This window comes from Seonamhaeicola sp. (genome assembly GCF_028281565.1).
In the GTDB taxonomy this organism is placed as follows: domain Bacteria; phylum Bacteroidota; class Bacteroidia; order Flavobacteriales; family Flavobacteriaceae; genus Seonamhaeicola.
The window spans coordinates 1-17,932 of sequence record NZ_JANQJQ010000024.1; the positions used below are offsets into that span (position 1 = coordinate 1).

General features: G+C 36.9%; 17 protein-coding genes. 6 read left to right on the forward strand and 11 right to left on the reverse strand.

Annotated elements, in window-relative coordinates:
- Positions 1 to 174: 174 nt before the first annotated feature.
- Complete coding sequence (locus Q0983_RS11790; RefSeq protein ID WP_299553250.1) at positions 175 to 1,044, reverse strand: 3-keto-5-aminohexanoate cleavage protein; 870 nt, start codon at positions 1,042 to 1,044, stop codon at positions 175 to 177.
- Between the two features lie 236 nt (positions 1,045 to 1,280).
- On the opposite strand from Q0983_RS11790, the gene Q0983_RS11795 reads away from it, so the two are divergent.
- Genes Q0983_RS11795 through Q0983_RS11805 form a run of 3 tightly spaced genes read left to right on the forward strand, consistent with a single transcriptional unit; the run spans position 1,281 to position 3,737 of the window.
- Entirely contained in the window at positions 1,281 to 1,865 is a 585-nt protein-coding gene (locus Q0983_RS11795) for an RNA polymerase sigma factor (RefSeq protein ID WP_299553253.1), read from the forward strand.
- Positions 1,852 to 2,625: a hypothetical protein gene (locus Q0983_RS11800; RefSeq protein WP_299553256.1), complete on the forward strand. Its 774-nt coding sequence runs from the start codon at positions 1,852 to 1,854 to the stop codon at positions 2,623 to 2,625. The genes Q0983_RS11795 and Q0983_RS11800 overlap by 14 nt, the downstream gene beginning before the upstream one ends.
- A 35-nt stretch (positions 2,626 to 2,660) precedes the next feature.
- On the forward strand, positions 2,661 to 3,737 hold the full coding sequence (locus Q0983_RS11805; protein ID WP_299553259.1) for a hypothetical protein: 1,077 nt from the start codon (positions 2,661 to 2,663) through the stop codon (positions 3,735 to 3,737).
- 92 nt (positions 3,738 to 3,829) lie between these two features.
- Here Q0983_RS11805 and Q0983_RS11810 read toward each other — a convergent pair whose 3' ends face one another.
- Positions 3,830 to 4,690 (reverse strand): GNAT family N-acetyltransferase, encoded by an 861-nt coding sequence (locus tag Q0983_RS11810; protein WP_299553325.1) that lies wholly within the window; start codon positions 4,688 to 4,690, stop codon positions 3,830 to 3,832.
- A gap of 273 nt (positions 4,691 to 4,963) precedes the next feature.
- On the opposite strand from Q0983_RS11810, the gene dnaG reads away from it, so the two are divergent.
- Positions 4,964 to 6,922: a DNA primase gene (gene dnaG, locus Q0983_RS11815; protein ID WP_299553261.1), complete on the forward strand. Its 1,959-nt coding sequence runs from the start codon at positions 4,964 to 4,966 to the stop codon at positions 6,920 to 6,922.
- Here dnaG and Q0983_RS11820 read toward each other — a convergent pair.
- Positions 6,917 to 7,549: a response regulator transcription factor gene (locus tag Q0983_RS11820; RefSeq protein ID WP_299553264.1), complete on the reverse strand. Its 633-nt coding sequence runs from the start codon at positions 7,547 to 7,549 to the stop codon at positions 6,917 to 6,919. The two genes, dnaG and Q0983_RS11820, sit on opposite strands and share 6 nt — an antisense overlap.
- Positions 7,550 to 7,647: 98 nt before the next feature.
- A complete protein-coding gene (nadE, locus tag Q0983_RS11825) occupies positions 7,648 to 8,436 on the reverse strand; it encodes an NAD(+) synthase (protein WP_299553267.1) in 789 nt (262 codons plus the stop codon).
- Positions 8,437 to 8,510: 74 nt separating this feature from the next.
- Here nadE and gldB point away from each other — a divergent pair, with 74 nt between their 5' ends.
- Together gldB and gldC are read left to right on the forward strand one after the other, a co-directional pair.
- Positions 8,511 to 9,491 (forward strand): gliding motility lipoprotein GldB, encoded by a 981-nt coding sequence (gene gldB / locus Q0983_RS11830; RefSeq protein ID WP_299553270.1) that lies wholly within the window; start codon positions 8,511 to 8,513, stop codon positions 9,489 to 9,491.
- Positions 9,491 to 9,826: a gliding motility protein GldC gene (gldC, locus tag Q0983_RS11835; RefSeq protein WP_299553273.1), complete on the forward strand. Its 336-nt coding sequence runs from the start codon at positions 9,491 to 9,493 to the stop codon at positions 9,824 to 9,826. Before gldB ends, gldC begins: the two co-directional genes overlap by 1 nt.
- A gap of 2 nt (positions 9,827 to 9,828) precedes the next feature.
- Here the strand turns inward: gldC and def are convergent, their stop codons facing one another.
- The 7 genes from def to purH all read right to left on the reverse strand — a co-directional run bounded on the left by def (position 9,829) and on the right by purH (position 17,747).
- The gene (gene def, locus Q0983_RS11840; protein ID WP_299553276.1) at positions 9,829 to 10,461 is read right to left on the reverse strand and encodes a peptide deformylase; all 633 of its coding nucleotides are present in this window, start codon (positions 10,459 to 10,461) and stop codon (positions 9,829 to 9,831) included.
- A 31-nt stretch (positions 10,462 to 10,492) separates the two neighbouring features.
- A complete protein-coding gene (gene rodA, locus Q0983_RS11845) occupies positions 10,493 to 11,770 on the reverse strand; it encodes a rod shape-determining protein RodA (RefSeq protein WP_299553279.1) in 1,278 nt (425 codons plus the stop codon).
- Positions 11,770 to 13,704, reverse strand: coding sequence for a penicillin-binding protein 2 (mrdA, locus tag Q0983_RS11850; protein ID WP_299553282.1), 1,935 nt, complete (start codon positions 13,702 to 13,704; stop codon positions 11,770 to 11,772). Before mrdA ends, rodA begins: the two co-directional genes overlap by 1 nt.
- A complete protein-coding gene (mreD, locus tag Q0983_RS11855; protein WP_299553285.1) occupies positions 13,701 to 14,207 on the reverse strand; it encodes a rod shape-determining protein MreD in 507 nt (168 codons plus the stop codon). Before mreD ends, mrdA begins: the two co-directional genes overlap by 4 nt.
- Entirely contained in the window at positions 14,200 to 15,012 is an 813-nt protein-coding gene (mreC, locus tag Q0983_RS11860) for a rod shape-determining protein MreC (protein ID WP_299553288.1), read from the reverse strand. The genes mreD and mreC overlap by 8 nt, the downstream gene beginning before the upstream one ends.
- A gap of 15 nt (positions 15,013 to 15,027) precedes the next feature.
- Positions 15,028 to 16,056, reverse strand: a complete 1,029-nt coding sequence (locus tag Q0983_RS11865; protein ID WP_299553291.1) for a rod shape-determining protein — start codon at positions 16,054 to 16,056, stop codon at positions 15,028 to 15,030.
- A gap of 158 nt (positions 16,057 to 16,214) precedes the next feature.
- Positions 16,215 to 17,747 (reverse strand): bifunctional phosphoribosylaminoimidazolecarboxamide formyltransferase/IMP cyclohydrolase, encoded by a 1,533-nt coding sequence (gene purH, locus Q0983_RS11870; RefSeq protein ID WP_299553294.1) that lies wholly within the window; start codon positions 17,745 to 17,747, stop codon positions 16,215 to 16,217.
- Positions 17,748 to 17,932: the final 185 nt, after the last annotated feature.

Sequence of the window (17,932 nt, forward strand, 5' to 3'; positions counted from 1 at the left end):
TTTGGTTATACGGAACACGATTATAAAGATGAACTAAAAACACTGGCAACCAAAACATTTTCGAAAATGGATGACTTGTTAAGAATGATTTAGTAAAGAGAGCCAATAGTCTTTATGAGTATTATTTTGTCACGACCTGATGTTTTGAGGTTCATAAAAGGCTTCCTACTAGGGTTAACTGTAAATACGTCCGTATTTGCCATTTCCAGGCTCTAAATTCATAACGGCCCGAAACGTTTTTGGGGTCATTATTTCCCGACCGTTAGCTTTGGCTATTGTATGGATACGTTGAATTAATTCTGTGTTGGTAGCTAACTTTGTTCTGGACGTGTCATACCAGATATTATCTTCAATTCCTACCCTAACACCACCACCAATGGCAATAGACAATGAATTCATTTTAAGTTGCGCATTGCCAATACCGGCTAAACTCCATAAGGCATTTTCGGGTAGATCATTTATCATTACTCCGGTATGCAAAAGATTGGCTTGCGAGCAGGCTATATTGCCAAACAACAGATTGAAATAATAAGGAGGGCTTATTAATTCCTTTCTAATAAGATATTTTGCATAATTGATCATGCCAATATCGAATGCCTCAAGTTCCGGAACAATACCATGTGTTTTCATCATTTTTGCAAGATCCGCTATCATGTCAGGAGCATTCATACTTGCCACTTTATTAAAGTTTAATGAACTAAGTGTTAAACTTCCCATATCAGGTTTTAGTTCATCTTTTAACAATAATGGATCGCTACGCTGTTCCAGTTCCACAAAATTTCGGCCGCTTAATGACACACATAGCACTAATTCCGGTACATATTGTCGAATACCCGCTATGATTTCAGCATATATTTCCCTGTTATAAGTGGGTGCGCCGGAAATGGGGTCTCTGGCGTGTAAATGGACCATGGTAATTCCAATTTCGGAAGCTTTGTGGACATCTTCTACAATTTCCGAGACACTTACAGGGACATGCGGTGTCATTTCTTTTGTAGGGATCATCCCTGTTGGGGTAAAATTCAATATTAATTCAGAGCTCATGTTGAATGAATCGGTTGGTAAATATGTAAATAAATGTAGTGCATTTATTTTAACCTCCTTGTTATTTAAGGTTCAAACCTATAACTATTCGTTTAACTGCTTTAATCTAAATTTGTAAGCGTTTTGATTCTGAAGATAATAACGGTTTAGTGCGCTTTGAAAATATACCGGTTTATTTTTTTTACCTTCAGGCAACCATTTGCATAAAATTTGTGTCTGTATAAATAGAAAGCCAAATGAACCCTTTTTTGAAAGTTATACAACTCCATAAAAATGAATCGGCACTTATTAAAAGAGCCATTAAAAACAATCGTGAAGCGCAGCATGTATTGTTTGAGTTGTACGCTCCAAAAATGTTAAGTGTATGCAGATATTATATAAAGGATTTGCAACAAGCCGAAGAGGCCATGCTTAACGGATTTTTCAAAGTGTTTTCAAATCTAAGGAACTTTAAAGCAGCGGGGAGTTTTGAAGGTTGGATAAGACGCATTATGGTACGTGAATCCATTTCATTTTTAAGGCGGCAAAAACAGGTAGAATTTACAGTAGATGAAGACGACCTTAAAATAAGTGATGAGCATACCAATAATATTAATAGCGATATGGAAGTTGCTGAAATACAACAATATATTGATGCGCTTCCCGAAGGTTATAAAATGGTATTTGTAATGTATGCAATTGAAGGTTATAAACACCATGAAATTGCTGAAATGCTCAACATTAGTGAAGGCACGTCAAAGTCGCAATTATTTAAGGCCCGAAAAATGTTGCAGGAACGAATTAAAGAATCAAATAAAATAACAAGCTATGGCACCAATTAAATTTGACGAACATATCAAAGACAAGCTTGAAAAAAGAAGGTTGCATCCATCTGCCAATGCCTGGGATGCATTATCTGAGCGTTTGGAAGCAGATGAAAAAAAGAAGTACAAAAATGTGTACTGGTGGTATGGCATAGCCGCCGGTATTGTGGGGATATTGTTTGTGATTTCGCAATTTTCAAATCATGGAACAGAAGCGGTTGTTGAACCTCAGGTTGTTGAAATGCAGGACGTGATTGAAGATGTTGAATTGAAAGAACAGGAGGCGGAGGTTGTACCTGAAATACAACACCCCCCGGAAGTTCTAGTTTCTACACAGAAAAGAACAGTGAAAACAAAGGTTGAAAAAGAAACACCAAAGCAAAAAAACACACCGATTTTAAAAGAAACCCCCATAATGGTGGCTAAAAATACAGGAGCACCAAAAGAACCGGAAACTATTACAGAACCAACAGAAGTCTTAAAAAAAGAGTTAACCTTTGAAGAGCAAAAAATACAGCAGGTTGTAGCTCAGGTTCAGGAGTTAAAAGAACATAAAAGCCATGTAACGGATGCCGAAATTGAAGCCTTGTTACAACAGGCACAAAAAGAAATTGCCTTAAAAAAACTTTACGATGAAAGCACTGGCATTGTTGATGCCAACGCATTGCTTCAAGACGTTGAAGCTGATCTGGACAGGTCTTTCAGAACCAAAGTTTTTGAAGCGCTAAAGGCAAGTTACGGTACGGTTAAATCTGCAGTTGCCAGTCGTAACGATTAGTTAAATATCATTCATCAATCAAATAACGAACAGTTATGCAAACTATTACAAAGTATTTGGCACTGGTAGTGCTATGTTTAATCGTGCAATTCATCAATGCACAAGACTCCATTCCTCAGGTAAACAGAGACAAAATAGAAACGTTGAAAGACCTTAAAGAACAAATCAAAGCAGAGGAGCGGGAATTTTTAAAAGCTGAAGTAGAGGCTATTAATATTAGACTGGAAAACGGTGAAATCACTAATGTTGAAGCTGATGCTTTAAAGAAAGAAGCTGCTAAAAAAAGAGCGTTGAACATTGAAAACCGGATAGCCATTATCAATAATAAAATTGCGCTTTTAGAACGTAATGAAGCCGGCTATAAACCCGGAGATGATGAAGAACTGTCAAAAGTAGGTCTCTCCATTGGTGGTGAAGATGGCACCTTTGCCGGTATTAAGATTAATGGGAAGAAGAAGCCTAAAAAGTATGACCGACGCACATCCAGCGACATGGTATTGGCCTTTGGATTGAACAATGCCATTATAGAAGGCCAAAGTTTGGACGATTCGCCGTATAAGTTTGGTGGTTCCCGCTTTTTTGAAATCGGATGGGCCTGGAAAACCCGTGTGTTTAAGGAAACCAATTTTTTAAGATTTAAATACGGCTACTCGTTTCAAATAAATGGATTAAAACCAACCGATAACATGTATTTTGTAAATCAGGGTGGTCAAACTGTATTAGAAGCATTTCCACAGGACCTTAAAAAATCAAAACTGTCCATCACCAATTTGGTGTTTCCAATGCATCTTGAATTTGGGCCTTCAAAAAAGATTGATAAAGAAACCTATTTCAGATATTCAACCGATAGGCAATTTAAGTTAGGATTGGGTGGCTATGCCGGTTTTAATATTGGAACCCGTCAAAAACTAAAATATACCGTGGATGGCGAACGTATAAAGGACAAAAGAAAACGTGGATTGAACACCTCAGATCTGGTGTATGGTTTAAGTGGCTATGTAGCGTTTGGTGGTACGGCCCTTTATGTTAAATACGATCTGTCACCCATTTTTAAAGACCAGTTAGTAGACCAAAACAACATATCGATTGGTGTCCGGTTTGATATGGATTAAACTATAGTTTTGAGTTAGTCAAAAAAAGCTTCCTGATGAAGGAGGCTTTTTACGTTGGTCTGAAAGTCGTTTTAGTTGGCTTTATATGAGTTTTACCCCAATTCAAACGTCGTTATCCCATATACCTTATCAATAGCTGTTTTAGGGGGCTTTCCATAGTACATTCTGGCGCATTCAAAAACATATTTAGCGTTATATGTCTTCACTAAATCCATGGCGCCTTTATTTATTACCGGAATATCAAGATACACAGATGCTCCTATAGCTGAATTTAGGCAGGCTTTATATAATGCTTCAGCAATGGCATCATGATCTGCAAATAAAGGTCCTATCTTAAATCCGGAGTTAACTTTCCGGATAACCGCAAAACCTTTGATCTCATTATTTTCTGAAAATTTGTAAGATTTGCTATCAGGGAGCATTAGCCAGTGCTTTAAAAATGCCTCCCGCTTATAACCAAAGCATTCCAGATCATAATCAGCCAATTTTCCAAAATCTTCTGCCTCAATAGTAGATACTGCACTGCTAACAGATGTTTTTTGACCGACACACTCATATCTTTCATCTCTAAAAGCTATATTAAAACCGCCTTTTTCGTAAAAAGGTTGCATGTCAACTACACCATCCATACCGATAGCTGCACCATCCTTAAGCCTTCCAAGCAGAAGATCCCGTCTTAAATACCACAGTTTTTTTCCAATGCCCTGACCCCGGAAATCCGGATGAACAATAAATAATCCCATAAATCCGAATTCCTGATTATAAGAGATTACGGCGCCTCCGGCAATTAATTCATTTTCAGAGTAAAATCCGTAATAACCATCCGGATCGGTTTTCCAAAACACATCGAAATCATGTTCACCAGGATTCCATCCTTCTTTTTTTGCCCAGCCAACCAGAGTTTTTAAACCATTTTTGTTGAGTTTTTTTAATTCTAAGTTTTCTAAATTCATCACCTGTATTGGGGTTTATTAGATTTTACCAGCCATTATACAACCAGTTATATCCAAACAGTTGTATAGTTTATAGCTATGGAGAACTGAAACCATACTGAAAATGAATTCAGTTTAAGGTTCGGCACAGGCGAACGAAGTTAGCCAATTTTTCGTACAGGGCAAATTTCCGGTAGGCTTTAATTTCTAAAATCAATTCATTAATATTACATTTACAAAGTCCAATTATTATCTAAAAGTGGATTCCTGCTTTCTCAGGAATGACAGAAAGTTTTGATAGCACAATCATCCATAGACCAAGTTTTTGAAACCGCCAGGGTAGAGGAGGTCATTGGTGATTTTGTAAACCTTAAAAAAGCGGGTAGTAATTTCAAGGGTTTAAGTCCCTTTAGCGATGAGCGAACCCCCAGTTTTATGGTGTCGCCCGTTAAGCAGATATGGAAAGATTTCAGTACCGGTAAAGGTGGTAATGTAGTGGCGTTTTTAATGGAACACGAACATTTTACCTATCCGGAAGCCATTAAATACCTGGCTAAAAAGTACAACATTGAAATTGAAGAAACCCAGCAGACCAATGAACAAAAAGAAGCGGCTAATGAACGTGAGAGCCTGTATTTGGTAAGTGAGTTTGCCAATGAGTACTTTCAAAAAATACTTCATAAAACAGACCAGGGAAAATCTATTGGGCTTAGTTATTTTAAAGAGCGTGGCTTTACTGAGGAGACCGTTAAAAAATTCGATTTAGGGTATTCCCTGGATGATTGGCAAGCCTTTACGGATGAAGCTTTAAAGAAAGGCTATCAGTTGGAATTTTTAGAGAAAACAGGACTTACTATTGTAAAAGAAGAGAAACGCTTTGACCGGTTTAAAGGGCGTGTGATGTTCCCTATAAAAAGCATGAGCGGCCGGGTGTTAGGATTTGGCGGCCGTATTTTAGTGAACGATAAAAAAGCGGCTAAATACCTTAATTCTCCGGAGAGTGATATTTACCATAAAAGTAAAGTGTTGTATGGGATCTACAATGCGAAACAAAGTATTGCCAAAGAAGACAATTGTTTTTTGGTGGAAGGTTACACTGATGTGATCCAGTTTCATCAGACCGGAATTAAGAATGTGGTGTCATCTTCGGGAACAGCATTAACTTCAGAGCAGATAAGGCTTATAAACAGGCTGACTAAGAATATTACGGTACTTTTTGATGGGGATGCCGCTGGGATGCGTGCTTCGCTTCGTGGCATTGATCTTATCCTGGAGCAAGGTATGAATGTAAAAGTATGTAGTTTTCCGGAAGGCGAAGACCCGGATAGTTTTGCAAAACAGAATACGCTGGAAGAACTATCATTGTACCTGGAAGAAAATGCTAAGGATTTCATTCAGTTTAAAGCATCGGTTTTATTTGAAGACTCTAAAGGTGATCCCATAAAAAAAGCGGAAACGGTTAGGGATATTGTGAATAGTATTTCTAAAATACCTGATAGAATTAAAAAGGAAATTTATATTCAGGAGTGTGCCAGGATCATGGATATAAGCGAAGAAGTCCTTTTTAGTACGCTGGCTCAAATGAATAAAAAAGACTTTCAGGAGCAGAATAAACAATTTAAGAAAGAACAAAAAGCTTTTGAGGTCATCAAACATCAGCAACCGGTAAAAAAAGTAGATGTTCAATACGTCCTGGAACGAAAGATCATTGAGATTTTATTGTTATATGGGAATAAAACAGAAGATTTTGAAGATCTGGTTTTAAAGGAAAATGACCAGGGCGATTTAATTTTAGAACCTGTTATTCAGCAGGCTAAAGTATTTGAAAAGATATTTTTAGACCTTCAGGACGACGAGATGCAGTTTTCAAATGAGCAATTTAAAACCTTGTATTACACGATTATAGATGCTTTAAATCAGAACCCCGATTTTGACCTTAAAATGTTTATTCATTCCGTAGATCAGGATACCGCCAATGAGATCACTACCATCTTAATGGAAGATGAACGTTATACATTAGACGATTGGAACAGAATGAATATCTATCCTAAAGAAAAGTTGAATACGGTGGCGCAATTAGTCAGTGAAACCATTTTAAGCCTGCGCTGCTTTTTAATAGACCAAAAGGTAAAAGAGTATCAGCAAGAGACATTACAAAACACCAATGATGTAAATAAGAATGTTCTTGAAGAAGTCAAAGACTACTCAGGCTTAAAAATGCTATTGTCCAGAAAACTTAACAGAGTATTATAACTGATCTGCCAGTTTTGCCTGATTTACTAAATCTACCAGATTAGTAACTTTAAGTTTACGCATTAAGCGTGCTTTGTAAGTGCTAACGGTTTTTTCGTTGATATCAAGCTCTTTGGAAATTTCTTTGTTTTTTCTACCAATGGTTAAAAGTTTAAGTACTTCGGCTTCTCTGGTAGAAAGCTTTTTATAAAAAGTACCACTGCTTTTCCCAACACGGTTTCCAAATGCCAATTGTTGCGTTAATTCATTACTCAAATGAATGCCACCATCGTGTACCTTATTGATGGCTTCGCTTATGGTAATCACATTAACGGTTTTTGAAATGTAACCTGCTGCACCGGCTTTAATGGCATTAATGGCATAAACTTCTTCCGGTTGTCCGCTAAAAATAATCGTTTTAACATCAGGATGGTCATTTTTTAAATGACGCAACAATGTTAAACCGTTAAGTTTTGGGAAATCAGCTTCGGTAAGAATAATATCTACCTTGTTTTTCTTTAAAAAGTCTAAGATGGCATCGCCATCATCAACACTTCCTACAACTTTTATGTTAGGGGAAGCAGAGAAAAGCACCTCTAGCCCTTTCCTAGTAATAGGGTGGTTGTCGGCTATTAATAAATTTATCATAATTTTGGTTGTTTTGCATAATTATTTTTTGAGAGATAATTATAGTTGAGAGAATATGCAACTGTAAAAGTAATGGTTTCCTGAATATTTTGCAACAGTTACTTGAAATTTTTAGGAATATTGCAAACAGGGATGGGAATCATTTTATGTTTGTTATTGATATTGAATCGTTTATAGATTTTGAAAACAGTTTGTTCTCTGTCTTTAAAATCGTCTATTGTTTTTCCTTCAGCATCCATTTTCATAGCCCATTCAAGTTCCGGGTATGACGCTCCAATTTGATCTTCGTCACTTCTGGCATCCCCAAATAGTCCATCACTGGGGGCCGCTTCCATAATAGATTTCGGTACTTCTAGAAATTCACCTATTTGATACACTTCAGATTTTAATAAATCGGCTATAGGGCTTAAATCTACGCCTCCATCACCATATTTGGTAAAAAAACCAACACCAAAATCTTCAACTTTATTTCCCGTGCCGGCAACCAAAAGTTTATAGAGGCCGGCGTAGTAGTAAAGTGTAGTCATACGCAAGCGCGCCCGGGTATTAGCTAAAGCCATATCTATAGTGGCTTGATCACCGTCCAGAAAGACTTCGGTTTTAAATTCTTCAAAAACAGGTGTTAGATCAGCACGCGTATCACTTACATTATCAAACCTTTTCTTGAGTTGTGCCATATGTTCCTGTGCTCTTGTTACATGGCTTTTGGCCTGGTGGATAGGCATTTCAACTACTAAAACATTTAGGCCTGTTTTAGCGCATAAGGTGGAGGTTACTGCAGAATCTATACCACCCGAAACCCCGACAACAAAACCATTTACACCGGCATTAGTAGCGTAATCCTTTAGCCAATTAACAATATGATCAACAACTTTTTCTGTTTGCATATTAAATGAATTTAATTCTAAGAATAGTACCTTTGCAAACAAAAATAAACGAAAGACTCAATTAATAAAAATTTATGTCGTTTAAGTTTTATATGCGGAACCTTTTATTGATTTTATTGCTCATTGTAGTGATTGTTTCCTGTAAAAAGGACACGAAACTTGAAAAAGAAATAGCCCAAATAAATATAGATATTGAGGTAGAAAGATTTGACCAATTATTTGCAAAGACTGATGCCAATGGTCTGCCTGAATTAAAGAAAGCCTACCCGTTCATGTTTTCTGAAAAATTTAAGGATTCTTTTTGGTTAGCTAAAGTAACCGATACGTTACAGCAAATGTTGTTTGGTGAAGTTGATAAAACCTTCCGGGGTTTTAATGAAACAGAAGCCGAAATAGAGTCGTTGTTCAATCATATAAAATATTATTTTGAGGCGTTTAATCCGCCAAGAGTAATCACCACTACCAGTGATGTAGATTACAGGAATAAGATTATTGTAACCGATACCATTGTCATTATTGCCTTGGATAATTATTTGGGGAGCAACCATGATTTTTACGCTAATATTCCAAAATTTATTACTGCCAATTTTGAAAAAGAGCAAGTGGTAGTTGATTTAGCCACAGAATATGCCAAAAAATATAGTTTCCAAACTCAGAATAAAACCTTGTTGGATGAAATGATCTATTTCGGAAAACAACTTTATTTTAAAGATTTGGTAATTCCCTTTAAAACAGAAGCACAACGTATTGGTTATTCTCAGGAAGAACTGGATTGGGCCCATGCCAATGAAAGTGATATCTGGCGTTATTTTGTGGAACGTGAATTACTTTTTAGCACCGATTCCAAATTACCCAGCCGATTTATAAACCCGGCGCCGTTTACCAAATTTTATTTAGAGGACATTGATGCCGATTCTCCCGGGAGATTGGGCCAATATATTGGTTGGAAAATAGTAAGAGCTTATATGGATCAAAATGATGTGCCTCTGAAAAAGATGTTAATAACCAGTGCCGAAGACATTTTTAATAACACTAAGTTTAAACCGAAGAAATAATGCCTAAAACACATACCTCTAAAATTGAATTGCAAGTTGAATTAGATGAAAACAGGGTGCCTGAAAAGCTATATTGGTCTGCAGAAGACGGCGGTATAACCAATGAAGAATCTAAAGCGATGATGTTAAGTGTTTGGGATTCTAAAGCACAGGAATCATTGCGCATCGATCTATGGACCAAGGACATGCCTGTTGATGAGATGAAAGTGTTTTTTCATCAAACCCTGGTAGCTATGAGTGATACCTTTAACAGGGCGACTCAGGATGAAAAAATGACTGCTACCATGAAAGACTTTTGTGATTATTTTGCCGAAAAGTTAGAGTTGAAAAAGTAAACTTACTTACTTTTTTTAGCATCGCGAATCTCTTTTTCCAAATGATCCAAATACAAAATACCATTTAAATGGTCTATTTCATGCTGGAAAATTACTGACGTAAACCCTTCCACAGTTTCGATTTTATGTTCGGCATTGGCGGTGTCGTATTCAATTTTAATGGTATAAGATCTGGTATTTAAAGTGTCAGTTCTGTTAGGAATTGACAGACAACCTTCTCTGACCGTTTGTTTTTTATCAGAGTACGCTGTGATTTTCGGATTTAAATACACTTCAAACGGAAAGTTCTCCTTATCAAAGCGCTGTACCCAAATAATATTCTTTAAAATACCTACTTGAGGTGCTGCAATACCAACACCCAAAGACATACTGTCTCTAACCGTAGCATAAAGGCGTTTTATAAACCTTTGCTGGATTTTATCATTTGGATCCGGTTTAATATAACTGCTTTGCGTTCGCAATACCAATGAATCGCTTCTATTGGTGATCTTATAAACCCGCATGGGCGCTAAAGCATCGGCTGTTGAAATTAAATCAATTTCAGATTTGGAAAAACGGCCTTTAGAAATGTTTTTTGTGGCAGAGCATGCAACGATCAAAAGGGTAGAAAGGACCAATAAAACCAGTTTTTTCATAGGAGTGATATAATTAAATGCCAATTATTGGCTACCATTCATTGATTCGGTTAGAATCTAACTTTATAAAAATAAAGATTAAAATGGTAAATGCCCATAAACCGGACCCACCATAACTAAACATGGGCAGTGGAATACCGATGGTTGGGATCAATCCCATCACCATGCCAATGTTTATTAAGAAATGTATAAAGATAATGGAAGCCACCCCATAACCGTAAACCCTGCTAAATTGTGATTTTTGTAGTTCGGCTAAATGCAGTATTCTTAGTAAAAGTAAAACAAATAAAACCACGACAAATGTGCAGCCTAAGAAGCCCCATTCTTCGCCAACGGTACTGAAAATGTAATCGGTGTGTTGTTCCGGTACAAATTTCCCGGTGGTCCTGGTGCCTTCCATAAAGCCTTTACCGCTAAAACCTCCTGAGCTAATGGCTTTTTCAGATTCATTTAAATTATAAGCAAAGGTCTTTTTCATTTGCTCCAGCTTAACAGGGTCTTTTTCCAATCGTAACCACAAACTTATACGGTCTTGCTGGTGTGGTTTTAAGATAGATTCATAAAAGAATTTTACTCCGAAGCATAAGGCAGTGCTGGCCAAAATAATAAACAGGGATTGTAATAAAGGGTTCTTCTTTTTATTTAAGAAATACATTGTCAGGCTGATAATAGCGACAACGACGGCTATAATTGGCGCGCCAAATTTTAATGCTAAAATGGAGATAAGCACAATAAATAAACCAATGTATAAATAAATTTTAGGCAGACCTTCCCTGTAAAGAACAAAGAAGAAAGCACCATATACAACAGTGCTTCCGGTATCATTTTGAAGTAATACCAAAAGTGCCGGAAGTATAATGATCACAAAGGCTTTTATCTGGTCCTTAAGGTTGTTAATATTAGTGTTTAAATCGCTGATATGCTTTGCAACAGCCAGGGCCGTAGCAGCTTTTGCAAACTCACTGGGTTGAATGGTAAAACTCCCGAAGGCGTACCAGGAAGTGGCGCCATTTACATTCTTTCCAAAGAGAAAAAGCCCTACTAAAGACAGCATGGATATAATGTAGATAATACTGGAAAACCGTTCGTAAAATTTAGCATCAATGCCTAATAGGATAACAATAAGCCCGAAGGTTAAGAAAATAAAAATAAGTTGTTTGCCATAGGATTGTGAAAAATCAAAATAGTTCATGGTTTCGCCGGTATGAGAAGCCGATACAATATTTAACCAACCGAATCCAACCAACAACAAAAAGAGAATGATGGTTATCCAATCGAATTTAAAATACCTGTTAGTTTCTCTAACCATTAATTCTGACTTTCAATTTGTTTTAAGTGTTTTTTCAATCGCTTGTATTCAATGTCATCAACCAGCTGAAATGCGGTTTCTCCATTGATCTTAAAGGGTTCTCCGGAATAGGGTTTGGCATACTCATTTTCAAGTGTATGTCTTAATAACCAATCTTCCATATCTTTCCGGGTGGTATAGCCTTTAATGTGCTTTTCAATCATTAAACTGGCAACTTTACCTGCAAAGCGGCTTCCCCAATACCCATTTTCAACAAAAACTGCAATAGCAATTTTAGGGTTTTCTTTTGGTGCAAACGCCACAAAAATAGAATGGTCTGTTAACTGTGTTTTTACGCTATCTATTATAGCAAAGTTTTCCACTGTACCGGTTTTACCGCAAATGTCTATGTCTTTGATACGTAGCCACTGTGCTGTTCCTCTTTTATACACCTGATGCATACCTTCAATCACGGGTTCAAAATGTTCTTTGTCTATAGTGGTGTATTTACGTTCGGTAAACTGTTTTGGTATGCCTTCGCCTTCAATAGATTTTATAATATGCGGTGTATAGTAATACCCTCTGTTTCCTATAGCTGCCACCATATTGGCTAATTGAATAGGGGTGGTGGCGACTTCACCTTGACCAATGGCATTAGAGATAGTATATGTTGAATAAAATGTCCTTGGATAAACATGCTTGTAATATTCCCGGTTTGGTATACGTCCTTTTTGACCAACGTACAAATCGTTATTTAAAAAATTGCCCAGACCAAAACTTTTGGCATGGTTACTCCACCGGTCAATGCCTTCGGAAGCATTGTTGTTTTTATCTAAAATTTTCCTGTAAGCCGTGGCAAAATAAGCATTGCAGGATTCTTGAATACCCGATATCATATCGTTGCGTCTGCCAATGTAACAATGGCATTTCATAAACCTGTTTCCATACCTGTAACCCGCATAGCAGGTGACTTTGTCGGTAGGAGTTAGAACGCCTTCCTGTAAACCAACAAGGGCATTCATTAATTTGAAAGGCGACCCCGGTTCATAAACACCTTGTAAACTTCTGTTAAAAAGCGGTTTTGCAATAGTATCATTAAAAAGCTTGGTAAAGTTTTTAGAACGTTCTCTACCTACTAAAATATTAGGGTCATAAGTTGGAGCAGCAACCATGGCCAATATTTCTCCCGAAGATGGCTCAATGGCAATAACACCTCCACGTTTATTTTGCATAAGTAACTCCCCATATTCCTGTAATTTGGCATCAATGGTAATGTGAACGTCTTTTCCTTGTTCCGGTATGGTATCAAATGCGCCATCTTTATATGGGCCAATATTTCTGTTAAACCGGTCTTTTTGGATGAATTTGATGCCTTTTACACCTCTAAGGGTTTTTTCATAAGATGCTTCAATACCTTGTTTGCCAATAAGGTCACCCATTTTATAATAGGGTTGCTTTTCAATAGTACGCTGATTTACTTCACCTATATCACCCAAAACGTTGGCGCCAATAGACCTTTGATAATGGCGTAAGGAACGCTTCTGAATATAAAAGCCTTCAAACTTGCGCATTTTTTCCTGTAATACGGCATAATCTTCTTTTGATAAGTGGGATACAAAAACTGAAGGTAACCTGGGAGAATAATGTCTTGCCTTGTTAAAGGTTTTAATGAATTGTTCCTTGTCAATTTTTAAAAGGCTGCAAAACTCAAGAGTGTCAAGTGGTTCAACTTCACGAGGGATAACCATAACGTCGTAAGACGGTTGATTAGAAACCAACAGGACGCCGTTTCTGTCATAGACAAAGCCCCTTTTTGGGTAGTCATATACCTTTCTTATGGCATTATCTTCAAACAAATTATGTCCGCTGGACGAATAAATTTGCAAATAAAACAGCCTTGAAATGAATAAAACCCCAACAAGAATTACCGAACCAAAAAGTAAAAATTGTCTCATTTAGTGTCTCTACTGAAAATAACTGATATTATCACGCTTAATAAAATAGTAAATATACTAGAGAATAACGTTTTTTGAAGTATTAAAAGTATTTTGGTAATGCTAAAAATTTCCAAAGAAAATAAAACAAAGTGATGTACAAATACCAGGAAGGCAATATAGGTTACCTTTGAGCCGAAATCAATAGCACTAAACCTTACGCTTTGATGTTCATACATGGTTCCGAAGGAAGGCTTTAAGATCACAGGCCTTATGTAAGCAACAAATACACTGGCGGCAGCATGAATGCCTCCGGAATCCAAAAACATATCGATAGACAGGCCTATCAGGAAACTTAAAAAAATGAGAATGGCCCTGTTATTTTTAACCGGAAAAAATGCAATGAATAAAATGTATATATAAGGGTTTATATACCCTAAAAAATTCACATGATTGAAAATGAGCACCTGTACCAGTACAAGTGCTAAAAAGCGTATGATATTTCCGGATACGCTATTATTCATTCAATAGGTTGTTTATTTCTTCTCTATGCATATTTTCAATAACATAAACATGCTCTAAATTGGTCATGTCATTGAAGAGTTTCACATTGATCTCATAAAAGTTTTCAGCAATATCATTCTTGAAATCCAGAACAGTACCTATTGGTATGCCTTTTGGGAAAATCGAGGATTGCCCGGAAGTCACAATAGTATCCCCTTCTTTTACATTGGCATTTATGGGGACATCAATTAATTGAATTATTTGCGGGTCTTTGCCATCCCATTCTAATGATCCGAAATGTATGGTTCTTTTCAGTCCGGCGCTAATACTACTGGTGGTATTTAAAATAGAGATCACTGTTGAATACCTTGTGCTTGATTTATCAATAATACCAACAATACCCTGTGTGGTTATAACCCCAAAATCTTGCTTAATGCTATCTTTTTTACCTCTATTGATCAGTAAAATATTGTCCGTTAAAGAATAACTGTTCTTAATGATATTAGCAGTGTAAAATTTATAGGATTTGCCAAAAGAGAGGGTGTCTGTAAAAGTGGAATCAATATTGATATTACTATTAAAAAGAAGTGCTCTCAATCGGTTATTTTCTTCTGAAAGCAACTGATTTTGAGTTTTTAAATTGAAATAGTCACTGATGTTATTTACCGAGTTATAAATGCCTCCGCTTAAAAAATTGGCCGAATTGATGAATTTACTCTTGTGGTAGGAGTGTGATTGAATGGTGAAAACAATGGAAACAAAAAACAACAACAAGAACAACAGAAAGTTTTTGTTCCGTATTATAAAATTAATAATCTGTTGCATGTTTTATAGGTATTCCTATTTTATCAATACACTTTTGTATTTAGGTAAATTTTTAAGTGTAATACCTGTACCTCTAACTACCGCACGCAAAGGATCCTCTGCAATGTAAACCGGAAGGTCTGTTTTTTGAGATAAACGTTTGTCCAAACCACGTAGCATGGAACCACCACCAGCCAAATAAATACCGGTGTTATAAATATCGGCAGCTAATTCAGGTGGTGTTTGAGATAAGGTTTCCATAACCGCATCTTCAATACGTAAGATGGATTTATCAAGCGCTTTGGCAATTTCTCTGTATGAAATGGATACTTGCTTAGGTTTACCGGTTAGCAGGTCACGTCCCTGAACACTCATATCTTCCGGTGGTAATTCTAAATCCTCAGTGGCAGCACCTATCTGAATTTTTATTTTTTCTGCCGTACGCTCACCAACATATAAGTTGTGTTGTGTACGCATGTAGTAAACAATATCATTGGTAAAAACATCCCCTGCAATCTTAACCGACTTATCACATACAATACCGCCCAGAGCAATGACTGCAATTTCGGTGGTACCCCCACCTATATCAACTACCATGTTCCCTTTTGGCTGCATGATATCAACGCCAATACCAATGGCAGCAGCCATAGGCTCATGAATCAGGTAAACCTCTTTTCCGTTTACACGTTCGGCACTTTCTTTAACTGCTCGCATTTCCACTTCGGTAATCCCGGAAGGAATACAAATAACCATTCTAAGTGCCGGTGTAAAAAACTTCTTCTTTAAGGCCGGTATGTTTCTGATGAACATACTGATCATTTGTTCAGAAGCATCAAAATCCGCAATCACCCCATCCTTTAAAGGGCGAATGGTTTTTATGTTCTCATGGGTTTTTCCCTGCATTAAATTAGCTTCCTGCCCCACAGCTATTATTTTCCCTGTAACCCGGTCCCGGGCCACTATGGATGGTGAATCAACAACAACTTTATCATTATGGATAATCAGCGTATTGGCAGTACCTAGATCTATTGCAATTTCTTCGGTCAGGAAGTCAAAAAAGCCCATGTATTTTTTGTGGTTTTATTGGGTTAAAAATCGAAATCTTGTAAATGTAATAAAAGTTAGTAAAACTATACACTATTGAAGCACTGAAAATGCCATTAATTTTAAGCGCATAATCCTTATACGTCTTTTATCGATTTTCAGACTTTTTGAAAATACTTTTAATGCTTGAAATGACGTGTTCCGGTCATGACCATAGCCACATCATTCTCATTACAATAATCAATGCTTAGCTGGTCTTTTATAGAGCCCCCAGGTTGAATTACTGAAGTGATACCTGCATTTTTAGCAATCTCTACACAATCCGGGAACGGAAAGAAAGCATCACTTGCCATAGCAGCGCCTTTAAGGTCGAAATTAAACGAATTGGCTTTATGAATGGCTTGTTGTAAGGCATCAACGCGACTGGTTTGTCCGGTTCCACTAGCGCATAATTGTTTGTTTTTGGCTAAAACGATGGTGTTGGATTTGGTATGTTTACAGATTTTTGATGCAAACAGCAAATCTTCAATTTGGGCTTCAGTAGGCGCTATGTTGGTCACGCTTTTCAGGTCTTCGGCTTTATCAGTAACATTGTTTCTGTCTTGAAGTAAAATACCATTTAAACAACTTCTCACATTCATTTTTGGCATCTCAATATCATGGATTTCCAATAATATCCTGTTCTTTTTGCCTTTTAATAATTCTAAAGCGTCAGAAGAAAAAACAGGCGCTATAACTACTTCGCAGAATAATTTATGGATCTCTTCAGCTGTTGCCAGGTCAATCTCAGTATTGCTGATTAAAACACCACCAAAAGCAGATACCGGGTCACCGGCCAGGGCATCAAGATATGCTTGTTTAATGGTGTTGCGTTGGGCTAAGCCACAAGCATTATTATGTTTTAAGATGGCAAAAGTAGGCGCATCATTTTTAAATTCCAGCATTAAATTAACCGCAGCATCAACATCTAAAAGGTTGTTATAACTTAATTCTTTACCATGAAGTTTGGTGAATAGCTCATCAAAATTTCCAAAGAAAAATCCTCTTTGATGAGGATTCTCTCCATAGCGTAACACTTTTCCTTTTGTTTCGCTGATCTTTAAACCGGCTACGTCCTGGTCCTGATTAAAATAGTTAAAGATAGCCGAATCGTAATGTGATGACACGTTGAACGCTTTAGTAGCAAAACGTTTCCTGTCTTCTTCGGAAAGGATGCCGTTTTTCTCAGTGATCAACTCTAAAAATTCAGCATAATCATCAACGGAAGCTACACAAACCACGTCTGCATAATTTTTGGCAGCAGCTCTTATTAAAGAAATACCGCCAATATCGATTTTTTCAATGATGTCCTGATTACCGGCACCGGAAGCGACGGTTTTTTCAAACGGATACAGGTCTACAATAACCACATCAATTTGCGGGATCTCATATTCAGCTAATTCAGCAACGTCAGAATCATTGTTTTGTCTGTTTAAAATCCCGCCAAATACTTTTGGGTGTAATGTTTTTACACGTCCGCCTAGGATGGACGGGTAGGATGTCACATCTTCTACAGGAACAACGTCTACACCTAAATCGTTAATAAATTTTTGAGTGCCGCCGGTGGAATAGATGGTAACACCTTGTTCATTTAGCTTTTTTACAATGGGTTCTAATCCGTCTTTACTAAATACTGAGATCAGGGCAGATTTGATGGTTTTTTCGTTGCTCATTCCTGTTGAATTTTTAAGCCTCACTTGGATGAAAATGAGTGTTTAAGATTATTTTTAGGTTAAAAAATTGTTGCGATTTTTGATAAAGTGCAAAAGTAGTTATTTAAAGGAAAAAAATAACGTTGTGGAAGTGAAAAATAAGGGCTTTTTTTAACGAAAAAGTAAAGTTGTTAACAAGTTGTTCA

Bases quoted from the DNA above. Each gene is read 5' to 3' on its own strand.
- rodA (WP_299553279.1), bottom strand. From the start codon at position 11,770: ATGGTTAGAGAAACTAACAGGTATTTTAAATTCGATTGGATAACCATC.
- Q0983_RS11790 (WP_299553250.1), bottom strand. From the start codon at position 1,044: ATGAGCTCTGAATTAATATTGAATTTTACCCCAACAGGGATGATCCCT.
- Q0983_RS11820 (WP_299553264.1), bottom strand. From the start codon at position 7,549: ATGATAAATTTATTAATAGCCGACAACCACCCTATTACTAGGAAAGGG.
- def (WP_299553276.1), bottom strand. From the start codon at position 10,461: ATGAAAAAACTGGTTTTATTGGTCCTTTCTACCCTTTTGATCGTTGCA.
- gldB (WP_299553270.1), top strand. From the start codon at position 8,511: ATGTCGTTTAAGTTTTATATGCGGAACCTTTTATTGATTTTATTGCTC.
- Q0983_RS11805 (WP_299553259.1), top strand. From the start codon at position 2,661: ATGCAAACTATTACAAAGTATTTGGCACTGGTAGTGCTATGTTTAATC.
- Q0983_RS11795 (WP_299553253.1), top strand. From the start codon at position 1,281: ATGAACCCTTTTTTGAAAGTTATACAACTCCATAAAAATGAATCGGCA.
- mreD (WP_299553285.1), bottom strand. From the start codon at position 14,207: ATGAATAATAGCGTATCCGGAAATATCATACGCTTTTTAGCACTTGTA.
- gldC (WP_299553273.1), top strand. From the start codon at position 9,491: ATGCCTAAAACACATACCTCTAAAATTGAATTGCAAGTTGAATTAGAT.
- mrdA (WP_299553282.1), bottom strand. From the start codon at position 13,704: ATGAGACAATTTTTACTTTTTGGTTCGGTAATTCTTGTTGGGGTTTTA.
- mreC (WP_299553288.1), bottom strand. From the start codon at position 15,012: ATGCAACAGATTATTAATTTTATAATACGGAACAAAAACTTTCTGTTG.
- Q0983_RS11865 (WP_299553291.1), bottom strand. From the start codon at position 16,056: ATGGGCTTTTTTGACTTCCTGACCGAAGAAATTGCAATAGATCTAGGT.
- Q0983_RS11810 (WP_299553325.1), bottom strand. From the start codon at position 4,690: ATGAATTTAGAAAACTTAGAATTAAAAAAACTCAACAAAAATGGTTTA.
- Q0983_RS11800 (WP_299553256.1), top strand. From the start codon at position 1,852: ATGGCACCAATTAAATTTGACGAACATATCAAAGACAAGCTTGAAAAA.
- purH (WP_299553294.1), bottom strand. From the start codon at position 17,747: ATGAGCAACGAAAAAACCATCAAATCTGCCCTGATCTCAGTATTTAGT.
- nadE (WP_299553267.1), bottom strand. From the start codon at position 8,436: ATGCAAACAGAAAAAGTTGTTGATCATATTGTTAATTGGCTAAAGGAT.